Raw genomic sequence first — 21,891 nt, forward strand, 5'->3', positions numbered from 1 at the left:
CTAAGGCGGGCGCGACGTGGAGCCGCATGGCGGCCTCCCCCCGGGGCGACAGGTATAGTCCACTGGACCTCAAGTGGGCAAGATCGAAAGGTCATCGGGCCGGAGTCTTTCCCGAGTTGAGACCTGTCCGACATACCGTAGGGGACACAGCCCGTGCGGCACGCCGTCGTGCGCGGATACGATCGAAAGGCGGTCCCTGTGGTCCGGAAGCAATTCCCCTTCGCCTCCACGCTTGTCGTGGTCGCGACACTCGCGTCGATATCGGCGTGCGGCTCCGAAGGGGGCGGATCCTCCAGTGGAGACACCAAGGGCGGCGCCGCGATCGGGAAGGGCATGGCCCAGCTGCCGGTCGAGCCGACCGAGTCCCCCAGCCCCACCGAGGACCCGACGGACTACCCGACGGACGATCCCACGGACGAACCGACGGGCGGCGGCGGGCTGGTCACCTCGGACGCCAAGATGGGCACGTGCGGCTGGGGCTCGGACGGCATCCCGTACGCCAATGTGAAGATCACCAATTCGGACTCGACCACGTCCTACTACTCGCTGCTCGTCGGCTTCGTCGACTCCGACGGCACGGTGATCACCACCGGCATCGAGTCGGACCGCGCGGTCGCCGCGAACTCGACCAAGACCATCAAGGTCCTCGGGCTCAAGGCGGACTCGTCCAAGAAGGCCAAGCAGTGCCGGATCTCGCTCGGCACCAAGTCGAAGACCGCGTCCTGAGCCGCCGCTGAGGGTCCGGGAGCGGGAGCGGCCCCACCCCCACCGCGGCCGGTCCCCTCCTCCCGGCCGGTTCGCTCGACCTGGCCGGTTCCGCTTGCACCGGCCGGTTCCGCTTGCCCGGCCGGTTCCGCTTGCCCGACCCGTTTCGCTTGCCCGGCCCGTTTCCCTCGCCCCGGCCTGATTCCCTTGCCCCGGCGCCGGATTCCCCCAGCTTCGCGCGGCCCTCCTTGACACCGCCGGGCGCAGCCTCCCTACTTAACTCTGCCCTACGGAACTGACAACGTTGTCCAGCTCGTGGAGAGGCGGAGCATGCCACCGAGACCATCCAGACCAGGGCACATACTCCGACGACCGGCCGCCCTGGTGGCGGCCGTGGTGCTGACACTGACGGCCCAGGGCGCGGCGGCCGCCGCCCCGCACGGCGAGCCCGGCGCCGCGTCCGCCAAGTCGTCCTCCAAACCATCCTCCTCATCGTCCTTCGAGTCGTCCTTCGCATCGTCCTTCGAATCGAAGGACCCGCAGCCCGACTGGCGCAACACGGTCGAGACGGGGCCCGACGGCGAGAAGAAGACCTCCGGCGTCGACGGCGGCTACAGCAGCGGCATCCCCGGCAATGTCACCGACAAGGTCACCGCGGTCCGCGCCAGCGCGGAGAACGCCGGGGGCGGCGAGGTGAAGGAGAACCTCGTCGACGGCGAGACCACCACCAAGTGGCTCGCGTTCGAAAAGACCGCCTGGCTGGAATTCGACCTCAGCGACCCGGTCAAGGCCGTCCGCTACGCCCTCACCTCCGCCAATGACGCCCCCGGTCGCGACCCGGCCGACTGGACCCTCAAGGGCTCCGCGGACGGCTCCGACTGGACGACCCTGGACACCCGCGAGAAGCAGTCCTTCGCCTCCCGCCACCAGACCCGCGCATTCGGCTTCGACAACGCGACGGCGTACCGACACTACCGGCTGGAGATCACCCGCAACTCCGGTGATCCCACCACCCAGTTGGCCGAGGTGCAGTTGGCGACCGCCGACACCGCCCCGCCCGCCCCCGCCGAGATGCGCACCCAGGTCGACCGCGGCGCCTCCGGCTCCCCCACCGCCAAGGCGAACGCCGGCTTCACCGGCACCCACGCCCTGCTGTACGCGGGCACCCACAAGCCGGACGGCCGCGCGTACTCGTACAACAAGATCTTCGACGTCGACACGGCCGTCACCCGCGACACCCTGCTCTCGTACCGCATCTTCCCCTCCATGCCGGAGACCGACCTCGACTACCCGGCCACCCATGTCTCCGTCGACCTCGCCTTCACCGACGGCACCTACCTGAGCGACCTGCCCGGCGCGGTCGACCAGCACGGCGCCCGGCTGAGCCCCCAGGGCCAGGCCGCCTCCAAGACGCTGTACGTCAACCAGTGGAACCACAAGGAGTCGCGGATCGGCGCGGTCGCGGCCGGCAAGACGATCGACCGGATCCTGGTCGCGTACGACTCCCCCAAGGGCCCGGCGAAGTTCCGCGGCTGGGTGGACGACATCTCCATCGCCCCCAAGGCCCCCGAGAAGCGGCTGAAGCACGTGTCCGACTACGCCGTCACCACCCGCGGCACCAACTCCAGCGGCAGCTTCTCCCGCGGCAACAACTTCCCGGCCACCGCCGTCCCGGGCGGCTTCAACTTCTGGACGCCGGTCACCAACGCGGGCTCGACCAGCTGGCTGTACGAGTACGCCCGCGCCAACAACGCGGACAACCTCCCCACCGTCCAGGCCTTCAGCGCGAGCCATGAGCCGAGCCCCTGGATGGGCGACCGCCAGACGTTCCAGGTCATGCCCTCGGCCGCGTCCGATGTGCCCGACGCCGGCCGCACCGCCCGCGCCCTCCCCTTCCGCCACACCAACGAGACCGCCCGGCCGTGCTACTACGGCGTGACCTTCGAGAACGGCCTCAAGACGGAGATCACCCCCACCGACCACGCGGCAATCATGCGCTTCACGTACCCCGGCGACGACGCGAGCGTCATCTTCGACAACGTCACCGGGGACGGCGGGTTGACGCTGGACGCCGAGCGCGGCCTCGTCAGCGGCTACTCCGACGTCAAGAGCGGCCTCAGCACGGGGGCGGGGCGCATGTTCGTGTACGGCGTCTTCGACGCGCCCGTCAGCGCGGGCGGCAAGCTGTCCGGCGGGGCCGGCAAGGACGTCACCGGCTACTTCCGCTTCAAGCCCGGCGCGGACCGTACGGTGACGCTCCGGATCGCCACCTCCCTGATCAGCCTCGACCAGGCGAAGGCGAACCTGGACCGCGAAATCCCGGCCTCGGCTTCATTCACGCAGGTCAAGGACCGTGCGCAGACGGCTTGGGACACGATACTGGGGAGAGTCGAGGTCGAGGGCGCGACTCGCGACCAGCTCACCACGCTCTACTCCAGCCTCTACCGGCTGTACCTGTATCCCAATTCCGCTTTCGAGAACACAGGGACCGCGGCCAAGCCCCGGTACCAATACGCCAGCGCCTTCTCCAAGCCGGTCGGCGAGAACACCCCGACCCACACGGGCGCCAAGATCGTCGACGGCCAGGTCTACGTCAACAACGGTTTCTGGGACACCTACCGCACCACCTGGCCCGCGTACTCCCTCCTGACCCCGAAGCGGGCCGGGAAGATGGTCGACGGCTTCGTCCAGCAGTACAAGGACGGCGGCTGGATCGCCCGCTGGTCCTCCCCCGGCTACGCCGACCTGATGACCGGCACCAGCTCGGACGTCGCCTTCGCCGACGCCTACCTCAAGGGCGTCCCCCTCGACGCCGAGGCCGCCTACGAGGCCGCCCTGAAGAACGCCACCACCGTCCCGCCCTCCTCGGGCGTCGGCCGCAAGGGCATGGACCGCTCGCTCTTCCTCGGCTACACCACCACCGACACCCACGAGGGCCTGTCCTGGGCGCTGGAGGGCTACCTCAACGACTTCGGCCTCGCGAAGATGGGCAAGGCGCTCTACGCGAAGACCAAGAAGGCCCGTTACAAGGAGGAGTCCGACTACTTCCTGCACCGCGCCCAGAACTACGTCAAGCTCTTCGACGACAAGGCCGGCTTCTTCCAGGGCAAGAACGCGGATGGCGCGTGGCGTGTCGAGTCCGACAAGTACGACCCCCGCGTCTGGGGCTACGACTACACCGAGACCAACGGCTGGGGCTACGCCTTCACGGCCCCCCAGGACACCCGGGGCCTCGCCAACCTCTACGGCGGCCGGTCCGGGCTCGCGAAGAAGCTCGACACCTACTTCTCCACCCCGGAAACCGCCTCCCCCGACCTCGCCGGCTCCTACGGCGGCGTCATCCACGAGATGACCGAGGCCCGGGACGTCCGCATGGGCATGTACGGCCACAGCAACCAGGTCGCCCACCACGTGACGTACATGTACGACGCGGCCGGCCAGCCCTGGAAGACCCAGGCGAAGGTCCGCGAGGTCCTCTCCCGCCTCTACACCGGCAGCGAGATCGGCCAGGGCTACCACGGCGACGAGGACAACGGCGAGCAGTCCGCGTGGTACGTCTTCAGCGCGCTGGGCTTCTACCCGCTGGTGATGGGCGGCTCGGAGTACGCGGTGGGCTCCCCCTTGTTCACCAAGGCGACGGTGCACCTGGAGAACGGCCGCGACCTGGTCATCCGGGCCCCGAAGAACAGCGCGCGGAACGTCTACGTCCAGAGGTTGAGGGTCAACGGCAAGCCGTGGGGCTCGACCGCGCTGCCGCACTCGGTGCTCGCGCGCGGCGGCACGCTGGACTTCGACATGGGCGCCAAGCCCACGAAGTGGGGCACGGGGAAGGGCGCAGCGCCTACATCGATTACGACGAACGACAAGGTCCCGACCCCGCGCCGCGACGTGACGGCGCCGCCGAGCGGGGGTCCGGGCGCGGAGCTGCTGGACGACACGTCGAAGACGGAGGCGACGTTCGAGTCGGTCGACCTTCCGGTCGCGGATGGTTCGGCGCGGGTGGTCCAGTACACCCTGACCTCGCCTGCGGATCGGGCCAAGGCCCCCTCGGGGTGGGTGCTTCAGGGCTCCCGCGACGGCGAAAAGTGGACGGATGTGGACCGGCGGTCGGGCGAGTCCTTCGCCTGGGACAAGCAGACGCGGGTCTTCTCGGTGCACGCGCCGGGGTCGTATGAGCGCTACCGCCTTGTACCCGAGGGCAAGGCAACCCTGGCGGAGGTGGAGCTGCTGGGGTAGCAGCGACGCCAGTGACTGTGCGGTGAGTATCGGACCTGTCCGATACTCACCGCACCACCGAAGTCTTACTGGCTGTGCACGATCTGGATCAGGTTGCCGCAGGTGTCGTCCAACACTGCCGTGGTGACCGTCCCCATCTCCAGCGGCTCCTGGGTAAAGTGCACCCCCAGCTCGCGCAGTCGGTCGAACTCCGCGCGTACGTCGTCCACGGCGAAAGAGGCGGCCGGGATGCCGTCCTCGACCAGCGCCGTCTTGTACGGCGGCACGGCGGGATGGCCGGAGGGCTCAAGCAGCAGTTCGGTCCCGTCAGGATCCTCCGGCGAGACCACGGTCAGCCACCGGGCCGTACCCAGCGGGATGTCGTGCTTCTTCACGAAGCCCAGCACGTCGGTATAGAAGCGCAGGGCTTGCTCCTGGTCGTCGACGAAGACGCTGGTGACGTAGATCTTCATGGGGTGCCCTCCGGTGCATCGCGCTTGAGCCATCGGGTCACGATGCGCTCAAGGGGCTGGGTGTCGAGGTCGTGGAACTTGTAGCGGCCCTGGCGCCGCGAGACGACCAGACCCGCGGATTCCAGTACGGCAAGGTGCTGGCTGATCGCCTGACGGGACGATCCCAGACCGTGCTTGGTCGTAAGCCGCGTGCAGATCTCGAACAGCGTCTGGCCGTTCCGCTCCGTCAGCTCATCGAGGATCTTCCTGCGGGTCGGGTCGGCCAGCGCCTTGAAGACATCCTCCGCCATGACCCCCAGCATAGGCAAGTAACGACTTGCCTATCAAGGCGAGGCTGCCGCCCGCGTCGCCGTGCGCGCACTTGGGTCACCCAGCAGAGGTCCGTTCAGGGCGGATAATCACCTCGCTCCCCAGCGGCACGAACCCAGCGGCGAGAAAGGCGCGGAGCGATCGGGCGTTTCCCGGAGAGACAGCGGCAAACACCGGCTCGCCGGCGGGCACCAGGGTCAGGGCGTCGCGCAGGAGAGACCGCCCCAGCCCGCTGCTGCTGTTGTTGCTGCTGCCGCCGCCAGGCTCGTCGAGTTCGACGCTTAGCTCACGCCGTCCGGCCAGACCGTCCGCCAGCGTGACAAGACCACGCTCGTCTCCGTGGACGCGGACACCGGTGCGCAGTTCCCTGGCGTGACGAACCCGGGGGTGATCCTCGACATCCAGCCGCTGCGGCAAGCGAGGCGAGCCCGATGCGCCGCGCGCGACGAGTACGGCGTCGAGGGTGCCGATCCGGCCACCCTGACCCGCGAGGTAGCGCAGGAAGTCAGGGGCCAGGGATCCGCCGTAGCCATCGGGTTCCTGGGACTGGACCTCACCGGAGGAAAGGGCGGTGGCGATGACCGCGTGCCCCGTGAAGGCGACCGAGCACTCCAAGCCGCGTGGCAGAGCGGGAAGGATGGAGACCTGACCGTCTGCGGACGGGAAGCGTCCGTCGGCGGCGTTGTGGAACAGCGCCAGCAGGGGGTGAGGGGTGAGCGTGCTGTCTGCCTGGTCAAGGTCGGACATGCGTCCGACCCTACGACGCGTCAGCCGCACATGAGCATGCGCTTTGCGGTGAGTATCGGACAGCGACACGCCGTGGCGTCGGCGTGTCGCTGTCCGATACTCACCGCAAATCAGGCTTCGGCCCGTACGCGCTTCAGGCCGCCTGGACCGGCTGGAACGTGGGCACGGAAGGCGCACCGAACCAGAGGAGCCGAGCGGTGATGTCGTCCCGACGCCCGAACCACCAGGCGGCGCGCTCGGGCGACTTGAGGCTGAGGCGGTGTCGGCCGTCGGCGGTGACGACATGGGCGGTTCCGTCGCTGTAGGCGAGCCCCCAGGCGGCGATCTCACCGTCCGGGACGCCTGGGGCCACGTCGTACTGGACGGTGACGGCGAAGACGCGAGGGGCGTTGTCCAGGGCGAGCTGGCAGAGCTCTTTGTCGATGTCGTACGGGGTTTCGTTGGCCATGGAAGTCTCCCGATCAGGAGGGGAATTGGACCAGGGCGAAGCCGTGCGCTTACGGTGGCGCGACGCTGCCCGCCGAAGTGGCTTGGGTCACACCGTAGCGTGAATTATGGACTGCATCCCATGTTTGATGCGGATGGAGCCCAAGTACGCCCGTTAGGGTGACACCGCACGCCTGGACCGATCAGGGAGAGATCGCTCATGGCCCCAACCAGCCGCCCACCGACCGTGCGGCAACGGCGCCTTGGCGCCGAGCTGCGCCGACTCCGCGAACGCACGGACATGTCCGCAACCGAAGCGGGTAAGCACTTCGGCGCCAGCCAGTCGCGCATGAGCAGCATCGAGGCAGGGCGCTATGCGGTGAGCGCGGACCGGGTACGGGCGCTGGCCGGCCTGTACGACTGCGCGGATCAGGAATTGATCGAGGCATTGACCCAGATGACCGGGAGACAGACCCGGGGCTGGTGGGAGCAGGACCGGGAAGTACTGCCTGCGGGGCTGCTCGACATGGCCGAACTGGAGCATCACGCCCGCTTTGTGCGCGCGGCCACCATGGTCCACATCCCCGGGTTGCTCCAGACGAGGGACCACGCCCGCGCACTCTTCGACGCCACGGTGCCTCCGCTCCCACCGCCCGCTGTGGAACACCGCGTCTCGTTCCGCGTCAAACGGCAGGGGATCCTCTACGACAGCAAACCGACCCTGCTGACGGCGATCATTCATGAAGCCGCCCTACGGATGGGGGTGGGCGGTCCGAATGTAGCCCGGGCGCAACTTCAGCACCTCGCCGAGATGAGCGAACACGAGAACATCAAGCTCATGGTCATCCCGTTCGGCGCGGGACCCCTCCATGGCTCCGGTCACCCCATCGACTACTTCGGCGGCACGGTGCCACAACTCGACACCGTCCAGCTCGACACGGATCACGGCACCGTACTACTCGACGCGGAAGCCCACCTCATGAAGTATCGGAGCGTGCTGAACCATCTTGAGAGCTACGCGCTCAAGCCAGCAGCGTCCCGCGACCTGATCCACCACGTCATGAAGACTCTCTGAGAGGTAGCAAATCATGTCCGCCCAGGCCTGGCAGAAGTCGTCCTACAGCCAAGAGGGATCCGCTTGCCTTTACGTCGCCAGGGTGCCTGATGACTGGCACAAGTCATCGTTCAGCGCAGAAGCAGCCAACTGCCTCAATGTAGCCGCCCCCGCCCCCGAAGCCATCAAAATCCGCGAGAGCGACGACCCTGACGTAATCCTCACCACCACGCCCGCCACCCTCGGCGTCTTCATACGCGCAGCAAAATCGGGCCGCTTCGACAACCTGGTCAACTCATGAATCGCCCACCGCTGGTGAGCGGCGTGACCCCCAGCAAGCCGGAACTACTGACCATCACGGAGTTCGCCGACCGAGCCCGCTCATGGCTTACGCTAGCTGATCGGTGAGTCTTTCAGGCATCGGGCGACTGGCTACAGGGAAGAGAAGACTACCTCTTTATTCACTCATAGCTTCGTCAATTGCTGTCGCCACGGACAGTGGCGTTTGCTCATCATGCGGATCGTCCATCCCAAGAAGCGGGAGGTTAAGAAGAACCACCACATCATTCCCGAATTCACGCCGAATCACCCGGAGGCTTTGAACAATCGCAAAATATGCAGGGCTCACCTCTGCGAAGTCCTCACGGACCGCGATCTCGCTTCCTTTCCTCACAAATGGCCGATACGGAGGAATTACCACCCATGAAGGCATCCCATCCCCCGTTTCATTCGGCAGGATCTGAGCCTCGTCGCGTGTTGGTCGCCCGCCATAGCGCTCAAAAGCCCAGACGCCGGCCATTACGACAATATCGGCCTCCACTGACGCAGCTCTGGCCTCGACCACGTCCACGCCATCCCGCGCCCGGAAGACATTAGTCCACGATTCCACAGTCTGCGAATCATTCGCCGCCATATAAATTTTCATATCAATTAATACTAGGGGTCGGATTGCGAAGATTGATATCGACAGCGACCTTAGTTCCACTAGTCGAGGTAAAGGTGGCAACCTCACCCAACAGTTGAATTTCTTCAAATGGATTCGATTCCATAAAAAAGATCGCCCAAATCAGCGAACGATCAGGAGCCAAGCGAGCAACGAATCCCTCTGAGCCGTACGAACCATCGCCACCCCAGAGGCCCCCCTGCCCCAGTTCCACCGAGATCAGCCCGTCGACCGAAGACGTCCAATCCGGCCCTCTCGCCAGCATGTCACTCACATCAAAGGGTGCGAGCACCTTCCATCCACCTGGTGCATCGGAAGCGAGAACGACATCGTAGGAATGTCCATCGGCGAAGTAAAGTGCGTCCCGGATCGGCAGCCGAAATTCCGTCCACAGGCGTTGGATTTGACTCATCCTTCCCCTTTGCACTTTTTGTTGCGCGCGTGCTTCGGCCTTTCCCGCAACCCCGTCAAGGGGACCGGCTCCCCCGGTTCATTTCTATTTCTTGCCGAATTCATGCGTCTGGCAATTTGCTGGGCCCACGTCCGTCCGGTAGTCCACGGCATCGCACAAGACCTCTAAGAGGCAGAAGACGTGCCGCCTAGGACTGGCAAAAGTCATCGTTCAGCGCCGAAGCGGCCAACCGCCTCTACGTCGCCGCCCCGCCCCCGGCGCCATTCAAAATCCGCCAGAGCGACGACCCCGACGTCATCCTCGCCGCCACGCCCGCCACCCTCGACGTCTTCATACACGCCGCCAGACAGGCCAGCCCGATCACCTCACCGTGACGACTGCAAGGAAAGCCGTCCGAAACGCCTGATTTACTTCATGGAAGCCTCGGGATCAGCGCCAGCCATGCATTGAGGTCTTCTCTCAGCGAACCCTCCTCCAGACACCCCACGACTTTCTTCAAGGGCCTCAGGATGTTCTTGACGCGGCGAAGAAATAGTATCTCGGGAACCGGAAGCCGGTCCCAGCCGTCAGCTCTTCGCGAGACCTCATCGCGCTCGCATCCGATCTTCTCGACCGAGTACAGCACGAGGGCTCTGGGATCCCTTGCAGAGCACGGCTCGCCAGGACCGAAGTTCTCGATCATGTACGAGCGAGAAAGTACTTCCTCGCCCGCCGCGTCAAGTTCATTGACGCCGCCTTCGCTGAACTTAAGGCGGGCAGCCTGCACGGCGAGGTCTCCCCATCGGATGCGCTGACCGTCGGGGAGACTTCGGTTCTGCATCCTCCCGACGCAAAAGTCGCGCATCGCCGACCAAGATTGTGCAGTGAGGTAGGGCCTCGACGCCTCCGAGAGGAACGCTTCCACGTCTTCAAGAGACATTCGCGAAATTGCGCCGGACTCCAGAACCTGCCTGTCTTTCATTTTACCTCTATGGGGCGTAGTGAGTTATTCCCGAATCATCAAAATTGATTCCTGCCCGCGCGAAAGCGTCCCTGCCTATCTGGAGACTTTGATTAGAGGGGCGATAGTGCCCGCTATCATTGTCCAGGAACAGCCCAAAGTAATTCCCGTCAAATCCTGCCACCTCCGCCTGTCCTGCCGCAAGGACGTCATCACCACCGGTCAGAACCGGGTGTTTGAGTTCCCCTACGCCTGGGATGTCCTTAGGCATAACAACAAGTTCGCCATTCGTGTTGACTGCCCACTTGATCTTGCCAGAGTTGAGCACGTCGCCGAACTCGGCATCACCCGGTTTGACTGGCTTGACCCCCGCGCGTTCGGCAGCCGCAAGTTCGTCGGCCAGATCTTCGGGGAACTGATTCCGATATGGGGATAGGCCCAGCGGGTCGACCCGGATATGAGGGTTGTGGACGTAGGCCAGCGGGTTGGGGGCGGGGCTGAGCCCGAGGGGGTCCGGCGTGAGGTAGCGGGCCGTGGTGGGGTCGTAGTAGCGGTGGTGGTTGTAGTGGAGGCCGGTTTCCGGGTCGTAGTACTGGCCCGGGAAGCGGAGGGGTGTGTAGGTGCTGCTGTCGGCGGCCCAGGTGGTGGTGCCCCAGAGGGTAGTGCGGGTGTGCCAGGCGATGTCGCCCGACTCGTCGATGAGTTCGGTGGGCGTGCCGACCAAGTCGGTGACGATGGCGAAGAAGCGCTGGTCTATCTCGCGCTGGGTGGTGGCCTCGGTGATGCGCTCCGTCTGGGAGATCGGGTGCAGGCCCTGGTGGTCCCACGTCAGGGTGACCGGGTGAGCGAGGTCGGGTGCAGTGGTGGTCTGTTCAATGAGTGTGGAACCGTCCCACGTGAAGTCCACCTGCTCGACCACCGTCTCGCCATCCGCCGCGAGGCGCTGCTTCGCGGTGCGGCGGCCGAAGGGGTCGTACAGGTAGCGCCACACCGTGCCGTCGGGGGTGGTGACCGAGGTGAGGCGGTCTTCGGCGTCCCAGGTGTAGTGCCAGGTGTCGGGCTTCTTCGACAGGCGGGTTTTCTGGCGGAGGGTGAGGCGGCCCGCCTCGTCGTGTTCGTAGCGGGTGTTACCCGCGCGGGTGATGCGCGTGCCGGTGTAGGCGCGGGCGCCGGTGGCTTCCTGGGCGGGGTGTTCGGTGGGCCAGGAGGCTTGGGTCTGGTTTCCCGCCTCGTCGTACGCGTACCTCTCGGTCCAGTCCTGTGCCCTGACCGTCGTGACGCGGCCCCCCGCGTCGAGATCGAAGGTGCGGCGGCCGGAGAGCTGGTCGTCGATCGCGGTGACGTAGCCGTCGGCGCGGTACGTGTATGTCCGGTGGTGGATCGTGTCGGCGGCTGGTCCGGCCAGCGACTGTTCGGTGAGGCGGCCCACCGGGTCCCAGATCTGGGACAGGGTTAACTCGTCCCCGATGCGCCGGGTGACCTCGCGGCCTGCCGCGTCGTGGTCGAAGGCGACGGTGTGGCCGGAGGCCGTGAGGGTGGTGCGGTTGCCTGCCGCGTCGTAGGCGTAGGTCGTGGTTGCGCCACTCGGCGTGGTGCGGCGGGTGCGGCGGCCCAAGGCGTCGTAGGTGTGGGTCACGACCCGGCCGTTGACCATTTCCGCCTTGATCCGGCCCAGCCGGTCGCGCTGGTAGACCACTTCGGCACCCGGGCCGGTGGCCTGCATGAGGCGGCCTGCGGGATCGTACGTGTAGTGGGTGACGCGGTCTTCGACGCTCTTGCTGGTGATGCGGCCCGCCGCGTCGTGCTCGAAGCGGACCGTCTGGCCGGCCGGATTGGTGTGGGCCGTGAGGCGGTCCGCCGCGTCGTGGGTGTACGTGAGCGTGCGGTTGTCGAAGTCCGTCTCCGCCACCAGGCGGCCCGCCGGGTCGTAGGTGTATGACCAGGTGAGACCCTGGGGGTTAAGCACCTGGGTGAGGCGCAGCTGCGCGTCGTGCGTGAATTCGTAGCGCACACCGTCCGGGCCGGTGCGGGCGGCCAGCAGGTCGAAGTGGGTGTACTCGTACGAGGTCACCCCGCCCGCCGCGTCGACGCTCCGCGTGCAGTTGCCCTCGCCGTCGTACGTCCAGGTTTCCGTCGTCCCGTCCGGGTTGGTGCGGGCGGCGAGCTTGCCCTCCACGGTCCAGCGAAGGTGTGTGGCGTGGCCCAACGGATCCGTGAGCACAATCGGGCGACCGAAGGCGTCGCGCTCGTAGCGGGTGTTCGCTCCCAGCGGGTCCGTGATTTCGACCGGCAAGCCCGCCGCGTCGCAGCGAACGCGCGTGGTTTCTCCGAGCGCGTTGGTGACGGCGGTCAGGTGGCCGTGGTCGTCATACGTGTAGCGGGTCGTGTGTCCGGCAGGGTCCGTGACGCTCGTCCGGTGGCCCGCCTCGTCATAGGTCTGGCGCCACGTCGCGCCGTCCGGGCCGGTCACGGACACGGGGAGGCCCAGCGCGTTGTACGTGGCGGTGGACTCGTGGCCGTCCGGGCCCGTGATCCGCGTGAGGTGTCCGGCCTCGTCGTAGCCGTAGGCCGTGGTGTGGCCGAGCGGATCCGTCCTGGTCAGGGGATGGTCGTGGCGGTCGTAGGTGGTGCGGGTGGTGTGGCCCAGCGGGTCGGTGACGGCGACGATCTGGCAGGCGTCGTCGACCAGGTAGCGGGTGGCATGGCCGTCAGGTGTCGTGACAGTGGTGACGCGGTGGCCGGTGGCCTGGTCGATGCCGTCGTAGTCGAGGCGCAGGGATATGTGGCCCGCCTCGCCGCCTTGCGCGATGCAGCGGTCGCGGTTGTCGTAGACGTAGTCGTACCGGCGCTGGTTGGTGTCGGTCCAGGCGATGACCCGGCGCTCGTCGTCGTATTCGAACCGCAGCGGTAAGCCGCTGGAGTTGATGACCTCGGTGAGGTTTCCGTCGGTATAGCCGTAGCGGAGCAGTTCCTGATCCGAGCCGTCAGGCGCCGCCCCTACCAGGTGCAGGGCGGTGACCCGGCCATCGGCGGTGGTCAGCTTCAGGTGGTAGCCAGCCGAGTGGACGATACCGAGAGGTGTGCCGTCCGGGTCGTATTCGAAGGTGATGACGTTGCCGGAGCGGTCGGATATCTGCTCCAGCCGCGCGGTCCCGTCGCCCCCGCCGTCCGGGCCGGTGAAGTAGAGAATGTGGCCGGCGGTGGGGTCGGTGACGGTGTAGTGGCCGTGCTCGTCACGCTCGAGCGGCCAGCGAGGGCCCGTGTCGGGGAGGGTCGGCAAGCCGGGGGCAGGATGCGGGTAACACAGCATCATGCCGTCCTCCGTCAGGAAGACGACACCTTCCGCGTCGATCTCGAGCCGCTGGTCGGCCGTGCTCGACCATGACGGGCCGAACCAGCGACCTTCCGTGTATCCCGATTCCACGCGGCGAGTGAAGACAAGCGGCAGCACTCCGGGCAGAACCACGTCCGTCTGCGGCAGGAACATCTTTCCCGTCGCCAGATCGATCGGGTCCGTGTGGCCGCTTTCCTTCTCCTTGCGGCCGAAGGCTTTCTTTCCCCACTTCTTCAACGAGTCGCGGATCCTGCCGCGCGGCCGGGCGTATTTGCCCGCCGTGGCCCCCTTGCGCGCCGCACCGATCCCCTTGGCGCCCACCACTTCGGGGAGGAATCTGCCCGCGCCCTCGGCGGGGTCTTTGGCGAACCCCTCCAGCATCTGCTTGCCCGCGCCGAAGGGGTCGTTGGCCACCGTGACCAGGCCCGCCGCCGTGTTGTTCAGGCCGGTGGCGTACTCGGCCGGGTGCGTGATGTTGTACGGATCCAGCGGGTTCAGGCTGCGCGCGAAACCGACGAACCCCGCACCAGCCTTGAACACACCCGCCGTGAAGTGCGTGGCGTCCAGCTTCAGGCCGGTCAGGCCGTCGTCGGCCTGGTCGAAGTACGACGGCTTGGGCGGGGCCGCGTCGCGCGCGGCTTTGACGGCGGTGCGGGCGGTGTCCGCCGCCTCGTTGCGCTGGCGGCGGGCCTCGTCGAGTTTCTGCTGCGCCAGTTTGGCCTTGCCCGGGCCCGGGTCGTGGAACTCGCCCGGTTTGCAGGCGTCCTTGCCGTCCTCGATGGCGGCGTTGTACGCGTCGACCTGCTTGTTGTAGGCGGTTCTCGCGTCGTTTGAGGCCTTCTTCGCGGCCTTGTAGTCGTCGATCGCCTCCTGCGCCTGGGTCTGGGCCCACTCGACCGTGCCCGCGAAGGTGTCCATCGCGGTGGCGGCCTTCTCGCACGCGTCGGCGGCCTTGTACCACTTCTTCGGCTCGACGGCCACCTCCTCACGGAACGCGTCCGCCGCCTTGCCCTTCCAGTGGGCCGAGTCAAGCCGCTTCAGACCGTCGCCGACGTCGTTGAACGCCTTCTTGAAGTCCCGCAGGTGCGAGGCGGTGGACCGGATCTTGCTCGCGCTGCCGTAGATGAGCTTCTTCGGGTCCTCGGTCTCGTCCAACTGCATCTCGGCGACATCCGCGCCCAGCGCGTTCGCCGCCGAGCGGGACTTGTCGCGGAGCCAGTCCGCCCCGCTCTCCCAGCCGACCTTGTCCAGGCCCTCCGCGAGCTTGTTGCCGCCCGCCTCGACGACGTCCCCGAGCGCCTCTACGCCGTCCTCGACCTTGTCCTCGATGACATCGGGGACGAAATCACCAAACCCCATCAGCCCGCGCCCCCGTCCTGTCCGTCACCCCGCTGCTCGGGCGGCAGGGCGTACTCGGCGATGGCGCTCTTGTGGGAGATCTTGTCGCCGGTGGCCTGCCAGGTGGCCTTGATCTCCTCGCTCGCCTTGTCGTACGACTCCTTGCTGTAGTCCGGGCGCCAGGCCGAGTAGATCTCCCCCCAGTCCTTCTGGGTGACCTCCTCTTCGCTCAGATGCGGGTTGCCGGTCAACGAGTTGGCCACCACCTTGTAGGTGCCCTCGATGTACCGGTCCTCCTCCCACTGCATCCCCGCGGCCAGACCGACCTTCTTCGCCAGCTTGTTCGCGTCCTGGATCAGGCCGCGCACCCCCCACTCCCAGCGCTCGCAGAAGTCCTCGAAGTCCTTGGCGAGCCCGTTGTGTCCCGCCTCCATCGAGGTCAGCGACAACTCCTCGAACCCGGCCCCCATCACCGCGTCCGTCGCCGTCCCGATGTCCTTCAACTCGCTGATCGCCGCTCGCAGGCCCTTGGTGATGTCCTGTAACGCTTCCTTGTCCAGCTTCAGGTCCGGGTCCTTGTCGCCGCTCATCGAGCGTCCCCCTCCAGTCGCCGGGGCAGGGCGCTACCGGGGATCGGTCTTGACCCGGCTACACGCGTAGCGCTCCAGCGGCGCCTGATCCGTCGTAGCGCGATCTGCCCAGGCAGACTCATCACGCGGCGTTACCCTCCCCGGTCGAACTCCCTTGGTGCGCAAGAGTATTCGATGGTCAACGCAGTGTCACCGCCATTTGGGCGCGTGTCGCCAGAGCCTGACCCGGGGAGCCGGGGAGCCGGGAGAGGCCCCGGTCAGCGTTCATCCGGCGCCGCGTGGGCCAGCCAACGCGCGATGGCCTCCCTCGTCTCCCGTGGAATCGAGCCGCTGTCGGTCATGCGGGCCCCCATCTCCCGCAGGGACCGGATTCGGTGCGGATTCCGCAGGCAGACGACATCCGTCCACTTCTCTCCCTGCGATCCCCGGACAATGACGTTGCCGTCGAGCGACAGCATCACGAATTCAGGGTGGCCCCACCCGCACCCCGTCACCTGGGCCGCGGCGCCGGCCCCGGCAAGGTCCCATTCGGCCCGCAGCGCCACCCGCGCCCACCATGAGGCGCCATGCTCGGATTCCGGCCCTGCCGACGCGCACAGGAACTGCGGATCCTCCCGCGAGAACAGTCCCTGGTCCGCGGCCAGCATGTACCACTCGTGGTTGAATCTCTCCCGAAAGTCCGGCGCGTCGGATTCCACACTCGCGGCCCACTCTTCTCCTTCAGCCGCCGCCGAATTCGCGAAGGCCGCCAGGCGCGGCGGAATGAGTGGGGCGGATGGCTCCACCATGCCCAGGTATGTCAGGCCCGCTGCGGCCAGTCCTTTTACCAGTTCTGCTTCCTGCATGAAGTCCTCTGAGCTCTGATCACGGGTGACGCTAGTTGGTCGGCGGCCTCTTCGCCCAAGGGTAGGGAATGATCTGGTCATAGTTGTGTGATCCATCCTTGCGCCTGCCGAGATAGGCGATGTTGCCGTCCCTGTCGACCATGACCCGCAACTGGCTGGACGGATCCCCGTTGTCGTAGATGGGAGAGTCCACCCATCGATGTCCGGCGCGGACATTTCCGCGGTTCTCATAGAAGTCAGGCACTCGATCGTGGGCAGGGCCCGTCATGCGTTGCGGGTAGTTGGGGTTGTTCATGAGATCGTTCACCAGGTCGTGGACGTCCTGGGGCGTTTCGTGCCACGCCTTGCGGTCGGCGTTCCCCGCGACGCGCCGCTCGATCGCCTCCGGTGAATAGTTCTCGTCCGGCACCCAATTGCTCGGAGGGACTTCGCCCTCGGGGTAATCCGGCGCGAGGCCCAGCGGATCGGCCCAGGTGTGGGGGTTGTGGATGTAGGTGCTGGGGTTGGGCGCGGGAGCCAGCCCGAGGGGGTCGGGGGTGAGGTAGCGGGCGGTGGCGGGGTCGTAGTAGCGGTGGACGTTGTAGTGGAGGCCGGTTTCCGGGTCGTAGTACTGGCCGGGGAAGCGGAGCGGCGTGTAGGCCGTGCTGGTGGCGGCCCAGGTGGTGGTGCCCCACAGGGTGGTGCGGGTGCGCCAGGCGATGTCGCCGGACTCGTCCACCAGTTCCGTGGGGGTGCCGACCAGGTCGGTGACGATGGCGAAGAAGCGCTGGTCGATCTCGCGCTGGGTGGTGGCGTCGGTGATGCGTTCGGTCTGGGCCAGGGGGTGGAGGCCCTGGTGGTCCCAGGTGAGGGTGATGGGATGGGAGAGACCGGCCGTGGTCGTGGTCTGTTCCGCCAGGGTGGCGCCGTCCCAGGTGAAGTCCACCTGCTCGACCACCGTCTCGCCGTCAGCCGTGAGGCGCTGCTTCGCGGTGCGGCGGCCGCAGGGGTCGTAGAGGTAGCGCCACACCGTGCCGTCGGGGGTGGTGACGGACGTGAGGCGGTCCTCGGCGTCCCAGGTGTAACGCCAGGTGTCCGGCTTCTTCGACAGGCGGGCCTTCTGGCGGAGGGTGAGGCGTCCCGCGTCGTCGTACTCGTAGCGGATGCCGCCCGCGCGGGTGATGCGGGTGCCGGTGTAGGTACGGGTGCCGGTCGCTTCGGTGCCGGGGTGTTTGCCGGGCCAGGCGGCGTGGGTCTGGTTGCCCGCCTCGTCGTAGGCGTAGGTCTCGGTCCAGCCCCGCGCCCGGACCGTGGTGACGCGGCCGGCCGGGTCCAGGTCGAAGGTGCGGCGGCCGGTGCGCAGGTCGTCGATGGCGGTGAGGTAGCCGTCGGCGCGGTAGGTGTAAGCCCGGTGCTGGAGTGTGTCGGCGGCCGGGCCGGTCAGGGTCTGGTCGGTGAGACGTCCGGCGGGGTCCCAGATCTGGGTGAAGGAGAGGGCGCTGCCCAGCCGGCGGGCGGTTTCACGGCCTGCGGCGTCGTGCTCGAACTCAATTCTGTGGCCGGAAGCGGTCAGGGCGGTGCGGTTACCCGCCGCGTCGTAGGTGTAGGTGGTGGTCGCGCCGCTGGGGGTGATGCGGCGGATACGGCGGCCCAGGGCGTCGTAGCGGTGTGTCATCACACGGCCGGCCACCATCTCGGACTTCACCCGGCCCATCCGGTCCCGCTGGAGGATCACCTCCGCGTCCGGTCCGGCGGCCGAGATCAGCCGCCCGGCCGTGTCGTAGTCGTAGGTGGTGGTCCGCCCGGCGGCGTCCTTGGTGGTGATCCGGCCGAGCACATCGCGCTCGTAGACGACGGTCCGGCCCATCGGGGTGGTGCGGGCGACCAGTCGGCCTGCCGCGTCGTGTGCGTAGCGGATCGTGCGGTCGTGGAAGTCGGTCTCCGCAATCAGCCGGCCCGCCGGGTCGTACTCATAGCGCCAGGTGAACCCCTGCGGGTTGGTGACCTTGGTCAGGCGCAGCTCGGCGTCGTGCTCGAACTCGTGGCGTGCTCCGTCCGGGCCGGTCTCGGCGGTGAGGAGGTCGAAGTGGGTGTACTCGTACGCCGTCACCCCACCCATCGCGTCCACGTGGTGGGTGCAGTTGCCCTCCCCGTCGTACGTCCAGGTCTCCTGCGCACCGTCCGGGCCGGTGCGGCGCAGCAACTTGCCTTCGATGGACCACTCCAGGCGGGTCGTCGCGCCCAGCGGGTCGACGATGACGACGGGGCGGCCGAAGGCGTCGCGCCGGTAGGTGGTGACCGCGCCGAGGGGGTCGGTGATCTCGACGGGCAGGCCGGCCGCGTCGCAGCGCACGCGGGTCGTCTCGCCCAGGGCGTTGGTGGTCGAGGTCAGGCGGCCCTGGTCGTCGTAGGTGTAGCGGGTCGTGGCCCCGGCGGGGTCGGTCACGGCGGTGCGGTTGCCGCGCTCGTCGTACTCCTGGGTCCAGGTCACGCCGTCCACGTCGGTGATCGTCGCCGGCAGGCCCAGCGCGTTGTGGGTGGCGTGTGACTCCTTGCCGTCGGGTCGGGTGAAGGACACCAGGTGGCCGGACTCGTCGTAACGGCATTCCGTGCGATGGCCGAGAGCGTCGGTGTGCGCGAGCACCCTGCCGTGGCGGTCGTACTCGGTGCGGGAGTACGCGCCCAGCGGGTCGATCTCGCCGACCACCTGGCAGGCGTCGTCGATCAGGTACTTGGCGGTGTGGCCGGAGGCGGTGGTGACGGCGGTGATCCGGTGGCCGGTGCGCTGGTCGACGCCGTGGTAGTCGATCCGGATGGAGGCGTGGCCTTCGGTGCCGCCCTCGGCGACACAGCGGTCGCGGTTGTCGTAGACGTAGTCGTAGCGGCGGTCGTTGGTGTCCGTCCAGGCGATGACCCGGCGCTCGTCGTCGTACTCGAACCGCAGCGGGAGGCCGGAGGAGTTGACGACCTCGGTGAGGTTGCCGTCGGTGTAGCCGTAGCGCAGCAACGTGACGTCCGAGCCGTCGGGCGCGCCACCGGCCAGGTGGAGTGCGGTGATCCGGCCGCCCTCGGTGGTCAGCTTCAGGTGGTAGCCCGCCGAGTGGACGATCGCGGTCGGGGTGCCGTCGAAGGCGTAGTGGAAGACGATCCGGTTGCCGTTGCGGTCGTGGATCTCCTCGATCGGCGCGATCCCGTCCAGCCCCTCGCACGGGGCGGTGAAGCGGTAGGTGTGACCGGTGTCGGGGTCGGTGACCGTGTAGTCCCCGTCGGCGGTGCGCTCCAGCGGCCACCGCGCCACCCCCGCCTTGGGCAGGGTGGGCAGGTCGGGCGCGGGGTGCGGATAGTCCAGCAGCCGCCCGTCCTCGCACACGAAGACCACGCCCTCCGGGCCGATCTCCAGATGCTGGTCGGCCGTGCTCGACCAGGACGGACCGAACCACCGCCCCACCCGGTAGCCCGACTCCACCCGCCGCCGGAACACCAACGGCAGCACACCCGGCAGCGTCACATCCGTCTGCGGCAGGAACATCCGGCCCGTGGCGAAGTCGATCGGGTCCGACCCCTTGGTTGTCTTCCCACCGTCCGGCCTGGCCCGCTCGGCCGGCCCTGCCTCATCGAGGAGGCCGCGGCCGGGCGGCTTGATCTCCGCCGCACGCCGGCCGAGAGTGGCGACCTTCTTGACACCGCCCAGACCCTTGGTGCCGATCAGCTCCGGCACCAGCCGCCCGAGCCCCTCCCCGGGATCCTTCTTGAAGGTGTCCCACATGTCGCCCAACGTCCCCCACGGGTCGTTGGCCATCCGCACCAGACCGGCCGCCGTGCTGTTCAAGCTGGTGACGTACTCCGCGGGGTGGGTGATGTTGTACGGGTCCAGCGGATTGAGCTGCCGGGCGAAGTTCGCGATACCCGCCGTGCCCTTGACGATGCCGCCGACGAAATGCGAGGCGTCCAGGTTCAGGCCCGTCAGCCCGTCCGCCAACTGCTTGGCATACGACGGCTTGGCCGGGGCCTTGTCCCGCGCCGACTCCACCGCCGCCTTCGCGGTCGTATGCGCCTCGTTCCGCTGCCGCCGCGCCTCGCCCAGGATCTCCCGGGCAGCGTCGCGGTCCGCGGTCCCCGGATCGTGGAACTCCCCCGGCTTCTGGGGCAGCGAGGACGGATCCCGCTGATCGGCCGGCTTGGCGTTGTACGCGTCCACCGCCGTGTTGTACGCCGACACCTTGTCGTTGTGCGCCGACCGGGCGTCGTCCGACGCCTTCTTGCCCTTCTTATAGCGAGCGATCGCGTCCTCGGCCTGCTTCTGCGCCCACTCCACCGTCCCCGCGAAGTTGTCCAGCGCGCCGGCCGCCTTCTCACACGCGTCCGCCGCCGTGAACCACTTCTTCGGCTCGACCGACACGCTCTCCCGGAACCTGTCCGCCGCCTCACCCTTCAGATGACCCGCGTCCAGGCCCTGCAACCCCTTGCCGACATCATTGAACGCGTTCTTGAAGTCGCGCAGATGGCTCGCGGTGGTACGCAACTTGTCCGGGCTGCCGTGCACCAGCTTCTTCGGGTCCTCGGTCTCCCCGAGCTGCATCTCGTCGACATCCGCGCCCAGCGCGTTCGCCACCGAGTCGGACTTGTCCCGCACCCAGTCGGCGCCGCTCTCCCAGCCGATGTCATCCAGCCGGTCCGCGGTCCAGTCCCCGACATCGTCGACGACCTCACCCAGGTCCTCGACCCGGTCCTCGACCCAGTCCTCCACCGAGTCCGGAATGAAATCCCCAAGCCCCATAAACGCCTATCCCCCGATCAGCGGTCGTACGAGCCTTATGTGCCAGGCCCTCGTGAGAGGGTACGGTCACGCACCGCCACCGTGCCCGTGCGGAACGCCCGTTGTTGCGAACTCGGCACAAACCAGGCCCCTCCGCGGCACTGATCGCGGGTGCGGTATGCGCTCTGTTACCTTCCTTCCTCTGCCATGAAAAACATGGCGCAGTGGTGGAGGAAGGCAGTATGGGGGACACAGGACTGTCTGAGCGTTGGCAGGCGTATTACGACGCGGCGGGCGGAGCGGATATCGGCGGCAAAGCCGTCCAAACCAGGCTGGCCAGTGCGGACGGCGATAAAGGTGGCGATAAGGGTGGCGACGGCGATGTGAAATCGTCGAAGGGGCCCTGGAATACCGCGTCGACCGCGCTGGACGATCTGCGCCGCAATGCCGCGACCGCGCTGGGTGACCTTCGGCACGGCCAGCAGGGTGCGGGGGTCGGCGGCAAGGGCGTCGAGGGGCTGGAGAGCACGGCCATGCAGCAGCGGGTCTTCAACTCCTGGGAGGCCCGGCTGGAGGTCGTGCGTGACGAGTGCGGCGAGCTCATGGGCAAGCTGAAAAAGGCGGGCAATGATCTCGCCAACCAGGACGAGGTCATAGAAGCGCTCTTCAAGGCGCAGGATACGAAGCCGATACCCCCGCCGGGTGGCCCGTCGGGGAGCTGGTGATCCGCGCCGTGGTTACCTTCGCACAGTTGAAGGCGCTCGACCCCGCCCAGTTCGAGGAGGCGGCGGACGGCTGGCACAAGGTCAGCAGCAGCGCGAGCGC

The 21,891-nt window shown here is 67.4% G+C and carries 16 protein-coding genes and 1 pseudogene; 6 read left to right on the top strand and 11 right to left on the bottom strand.

Annotated elements, in window-relative coordinates; all coding sequences use genetic code 11:
* Window positions 1-198 precede the first annotated feature (198 nt).
* Window positions 199-726: a hypothetical protein gene (locus ABFY07_RS27820; RefSeq protein ID WP_346177109.1), complete on the top strand. Its 528-nt coding sequence runs from the start codon at window positions 199-201 to the stop codon at window positions 724-726.
* A gap of 309 nt (window positions 727-1,035) precedes the next feature.
* Window positions 1,036-4,941, top strand: a complete 3,906-nt coding sequence (locus ABFY07_RS27825) for a GH92 family glycosyl hydrolase (RefSeq protein WP_346177110.1) — start codon at window positions 1,036-1,038, stop codon at window positions 4,939-4,941.
* 65 nt (window positions 4,942-5,006) lie between these two features.
* Here the strand turns inward: ABFY07_RS27825 and ABFY07_RS27830 are convergent, their stop codons facing one another.
* The 4 genes from ABFY07_RS27830 to ABFY07_RS27845 all read right to left on the bottom strand — a co-directional run bounded on the left by ABFY07_RS27830 (window position 5,007) and on the right by ABFY07_RS27845 (window position 6,897).
* Window positions 5,007-5,393 (bottom strand): VOC family protein, encoded by a 387-nt coding sequence (locus tag ABFY07_RS27830; RefSeq protein ID WP_346177111.1) that lies wholly within the window; start codon window positions 5,391-5,393, stop codon window positions 5,007-5,009.
* A complete protein-coding gene (locus ABFY07_RS27835) occupies window positions 5,390-5,683 on the bottom strand; it encodes an ArsR/SmtB family transcription factor (protein WP_346177112.1) in 294 nt (97 codons plus the stop codon). The genes ABFY07_RS27830 and ABFY07_RS27835 overlap by 4 nt, the downstream gene beginning before the upstream one ends.
* A gap of 76 nt (window positions 5,684-5,759) precedes the next feature.
* The gene (locus ABFY07_RS27840; RefSeq protein WP_346177113.1) at window positions 5,760-6,449 is read right to left on the bottom strand and encodes a hypothetical protein; all 690 of its coding nucleotides are present in this window, start codon (window positions 6,447-6,449) and stop codon (window positions 5,760-5,762) included.
* Window positions 6,450-6,582: 133 nt separating this feature from the next.
* Window positions 6,583-6,897, bottom strand: coding sequence for a hypothetical protein (locus tag ABFY07_RS27845; protein WP_346177114.1), 315 nt, complete (start codon window positions 6,895-6,897; stop codon window positions 6,583-6,585).
* Between the two features lie 198 nt (window positions 6,898-7,095).
* On the opposite strand from ABFY07_RS27845, the gene ABFY07_RS27850 reads away from it, so the two are divergent.
* Both ABFY07_RS27850 and ABFY07_RS27855 read left to right on the top strand, forming a co-directional pair.
* The gene (locus tag ABFY07_RS27850) at window positions 7,096-7,950 is read left to right on the top strand and encodes a helix-turn-helix domain-containing protein (protein WP_346177115.1); all 855 of its coding nucleotides are present in this window, start codon (window positions 7,096-7,098) and stop codon (window positions 7,948-7,950) included.
* A gap of 13 nt (window positions 7,951-7,963) precedes the next feature.
* Entirely contained in the window at window positions 7,964-8,230 is a 267-nt protein-coding gene (locus ABFY07_RS27855) for a DUF397 domain-containing protein (protein WP_346177116.1), read from the top strand.
* 156 nt (window positions 8,231-8,386) lie between these two features.
* On the opposite strand, the gene ABFY07_RS27860 is transcribed toward ABFY07_RS27855, so the two are convergent.
* The gene (locus tag ABFY07_RS27860; RefSeq protein WP_346177117.1) at window positions 8,387-8,854 is read right to left on the bottom strand and encodes a hypothetical protein; all 468 of its coding nucleotides are present in this window, start codon (window positions 8,852-8,854) and stop codon (window positions 8,387-8,389) included.
* Between the two features lies 1 nt (window position 8,855).
* Window positions 8,856-9,284, bottom strand: a complete 429-nt coding sequence (locus tag ABFY07_RS27865; RefSeq protein WP_346177118.1) for a hypothetical protein — start codon at window positions 9,282-9,284, stop codon at window positions 8,856-8,858.
* A gap of 251 nt (window positions 9,285-9,535) precedes the next feature.
* On the opposite strand from ABFY07_RS27865, the pseudogene ABFY07_RS27870 reads away from it, so the two are divergent.
* Window positions 9,536-9,658: pseudogene (locus ABFY07_RS27870) on the top strand (hypothetical protein); the annotation flags it as partial.
* Window positions 9,659-9,696: 38 nt separating this feature from the next.
* On the opposite strand, the gene ABFY07_RS27875 reads toward ABFY07_RS27870, so the two are convergent.
* From ABFY07_RS27875 to ABFY07_RS27895, 5 genes are all read right to left on the bottom strand, one after another.
* Window positions 9,697-10,245 (bottom strand): hypothetical protein, encoded by a 549-nt coding sequence (locus ABFY07_RS27875; protein WP_346177119.1) that lies wholly within the window; start codon window positions 10,243-10,245, stop codon window positions 9,697-9,699.
* A gap of 7 nt (window positions 10,246-10,252) precedes the next feature.
* Window positions 10,253-14,917, bottom strand: a complete 4,665-nt coding sequence (locus tag ABFY07_RS27880) for a putative T7SS-secreted protein (RefSeq protein WP_346177120.1) — start codon at window positions 14,915-14,917, stop codon at window positions 10,253-10,255.
* Complete coding sequence (locus tag ABFY07_RS27885) at window positions 14,917-15,486, bottom strand: hypothetical protein (protein WP_346177121.1); 570 nt, start codon at window positions 15,484-15,486, stop codon at window positions 14,917-14,919. Before ABFY07_RS27885 ends, ABFY07_RS27880 begins: the two co-directional genes overlap by 1 nt.
* A gap of 257 nt (window positions 15,487-15,743) precedes the next feature.
* Complete coding sequence (locus ABFY07_RS27890; RefSeq protein WP_346177122.1) at window positions 15,744-16,331, bottom strand: hypothetical protein; 588 nt, start codon at window positions 16,329-16,331, stop codon at window positions 15,744-15,746.
* 31 nt (window positions 16,332-16,362) lie between these two features.
* Window positions 16,363-21,087: a putative T7SS-secreted protein gene (locus tag ABFY07_RS27895; RefSeq protein WP_346177123.1), complete on the bottom strand. Its 4,725-nt coding sequence runs from the start codon at window positions 21,085-21,087 to the stop codon at window positions 16,363-16,365.
* A 203-nt stretch (window positions 21,088-21,290) separates the two neighbouring features.
* On the opposite strand from ABFY07_RS27895, the gene ABFY07_RS27900 reads away from it, so the two are divergent.
* Window positions 21,291-21,791, top strand: coding sequence for a hypothetical protein (locus ABFY07_RS27900; RefSeq protein WP_346177124.1), 501 nt, complete (start codon window positions 21,291-21,293; stop codon window positions 21,789-21,791).
* The last annotated feature ends 100 nt before the right edge of the window (window positions 21,792-21,891 follow it).

This window comes from Streptomyces sparsogenes subsp. cuspidosporus (genome assembly GCF_039532705.1).
Taxonomy (GTDB): Bacteria; Actinomycetota; Actinomycetes; order Streptomycetales; family Streptomycetaceae; genus Streptomyces; species Streptomyces sparsogenes.